This is a genomic window from Flavobacterium aurantiibacter (genome assembly GCF_002251775.1).
Classification (GTDB): Bacteria; Bacteroidota; Bacteroidia; order Flavobacteriales; family Flavobacteriaceae; genus Flavobacterium; species Flavobacterium aurantiibacter.
Window position 1 is genome coordinate 1 of sequence record NZ_NOXX01000105.1, and the last position, 2,892, is coordinate 2,892.

Sequence of the window (2,892 nt, forward strand, 5' to 3'; positions counted from 1 at the left end):
AACTACAAAAGCAGCGTTTTTGGCGCGTCCCGATAGCTATCGGGAAGTAGTGAAACGCGCGAAATGCCGCCCAAAAAAACAGGTGGTTCAATCAAATAAAACAATCTCAGTTTTACAACAAACTGTCTTTTTTGACCTTTTGCGCTTTTACTCGTCGCTGCCATTTTACCCCTTCAAACCAGAAAACGGTAAGGGCAGCAAGCGCTATGCACAAAAACAAATCTGTATAACTTAAGCGTTCGAATTCGAAAAATGCAGTTAGAACGGGCACAAAAAGCAACAGCGTTACTAAACTAACTGTGACACCAATAATAAATAAAACCCAATTGTTTTTGTATCTAAATGTGGTAAAAACCGAATAAAAAGCCGACCGATTTACTACGGTTAGAAAAATGTTTGCTGCAATGAGTACCGTAAAAGTGAGGGTTCTCGTTCGCGCCTCATTGTAGCCGCATGCTACCGAAAATTGGTAAATGGCTAATGCACCGATTGTGATTATCAGCCCTTGTAAAATGCTAACCGAAAGTTCATGCCAATTAAAAAAAGTACTACTGAGTGCTTTCGGTTTTTGCGACATGGCATTTTTTTCCAGCGGTTCGTTTTCATAAATAATCGAGCAAGTTGGCCCCATAATTATCTCAAGGAAAATGATATGCATCGGAGCGAATATATTCGGATATAGCCAACCTAAAGCCAGTGGAATGAAAACCGTAAGAATAATGGGTATGTGTATCGAAATGATGTATTGTATTGCTTTTTTGAGGTTCGTGTAGATTTTGCGACCCATGGCAATAGCGTCGACCATTTTAGATAAATCGTCTTCGAGTAAAATCAGCGAAGCTGCTTGTTTCGCGATTTCAGTTCCTTTTTTACCCATGGCAATACCGATGTGTGCTGCCTTTAAAGCCGGACCGTCGTTTACGCCGTCGCCGGTCATCGCTACAATTTGCTTATTTGCTTTCAGCGCTTCGATTATTTTGAGCTTTGCCTCGGGGAACATTCGGGTAAAAATGGCAGTTTCATGCACACAAGTTTGTAATTCCGCGGCATCGAGTTGCATAAGTTCGGTGCCGGTAATTGTTTTTTCAACGTTTCGAAACCCAATTTGCTTGGCAATGGCTACGGTTGTTGCTGTGTTATCGCCGGTAATAATCTTAACGTCGATTCCTGCGGTGTAGAAATCAGACAGTACTTTTTGAATGTTCTTTTTAGGCGGATCGTAAAAGGCTACAATTCCCAAGAATTCAAACGGCAAGTCTTGCTGATTTTCCGGATAGGTACTGCTTTCGTTGTGCGACAAACCCACGCCCAATAGTCGGTAACCGCGGGTAGCTAACTTTAAAAGTGCAGTTGTTATTTGATCTTTTTGCACGGGAGTTAAGTCCGAAACCTTTAGGAGTGCTTCAGGAGCGCCTTTTGCGGCGATTATTTTTTTGCCGTCCGAATTTTCGAAAACGTGCGTCATCATAGGTGGCTTACCCGCTAATGAGTACTCGTGCACTAACTTGTAGTTTGGCCTTTCGTTGGTTTGAGCAACAGCGCTATATGCTTTGTGGAGCGCCATTTCCATTGGGTCGAAAGGGTGAGGTTCGCTGGCCCACATGGCTGTTTGCACAAGTTGTATTTCGTTGTTTGCTGCTGCTTCGCTGGCATCGATAATTTTGTTGGTCGACAGCACATACAATTGGGCTAAACTCATTTTGTTTTCGGTTAGCGTGCCTGTTTTGTCGGTACAAATTACCGTGGCACTACCTAGGGTTTCAACCGTTTTCATTTGTTTTACTACGATGCCCATTTTCATTAATCGCCATGCGCCAAGGGCCATAAATGTTGTAAAAGCCACCGGAATCTCTTCCGGTAATATACTCATGGCCAAGGTTAGCGATTGCAGCAAGCTATTGAGTATGTTTTGAGTGCGCCAATAGTTTATTAACCAAACAATTACAAAAACCAGTGCGCCGGAAACGGCCATTTTTTTGACAAAGTTTGCTATTTGTACTTCGAGCGGTGTTTTTTCTTCGGCAATACCTTCTAAACTCGAGCCAATTTTACCCAATTTGGTATCATTTCCAATAGCAGTTACGGTAGCAATCGCCAAACCGCTGGCTACGCTGCTACCCGCGTAAATACGGTTGTCGTCTTTATATTTATCTTTAAAAACCGTAAGCGATTCGCCGGTGAGAACCGATTCGTTAACCGAAAAATCATTGGAGTGTACAATACTGCCATCGGCGGTTATCAAGGTTCCTTCTTCCACAAGTAAACTGTCGCCGATAACGAGTTCTTCGCTTTTAATTTGTATCCGTGCGCCGTTTCGAATAACGTCGCAATGCGGTTGCGATAGGTCTTTTAGCTTCTCTAAGGCATTTTTACTTCGCGAGAATTGGTACAGCGAAATAGATGCCTGAAAAAGAACGGCTGCGGTCAGAAAAAGTCCGTCGCCCGCTTTCCCGCTCACAAAGTAAATGGTTGCCGCTGCCAATAGTAAAATCACCATAGGCTCTTGCGCGGTGCGTTTCACGATCGCTACAAAGGAGTTCTCTGTTTTAAAGTGGAGTTTATTTTCGCCAAACTGCTCTCGAGCGCGACTCACCTGCTCGTTGGTTAATCCTTTGATATCGAAGTTGTTTTCTGGCATACTCAAAGGTACGGAATAGTTGGTCGAGCCTTACGTGTTTTGGTCCCGCATTTTCAAAGATGCAGCAGCCAACGCCCAAAAAACATATCCTAAGCGATCGTCGAGAAAGCTTTTTAAGCTGTTAACTGTTGGCCGTTAGCTTTACGCGATTAGCAATTAGCTTTTAGTCTTTAGCTTCTTCCCTTTTTCATTTTTTTTCAATTCTTTCCATTCTTTCTATTTTCCGTGCCCATCCTGCCGCCGAATTTAGTGGA

Annotated in this window: 1 protein-coding gene; it reads right to left on the bottom strand. The window is 43.2% G+C overall.

Features of this window, described 5'->3' with window-relative positions:
* Positions 1 to 112 precede the first annotated feature (112 nt).
* Positions 113 to 2,638 carry a cation-translocating P-type ATPase gene (locus tag CHX27_RS01640; RefSeq protein WP_094485030.1) on the bottom strand — a complete coding sequence of 842 codons (2,526 nt, stop codon included), beginning with the start codon at positions 2,636 to 2,638 and terminating at the stop codon, positions 113 to 115.
* Positions 2,639 to 2,892 lie beyond the last annotated feature (254 nt).

Coding starts and splice junctions, on each gene's coding strand:
- CHX27_RS01640 (WP_094485030.1), bottom strand. CDS start 2,638: ATGCCAGAAAACAACTTCGATATCAAAGGATTAACCAACGAGCAGGTG.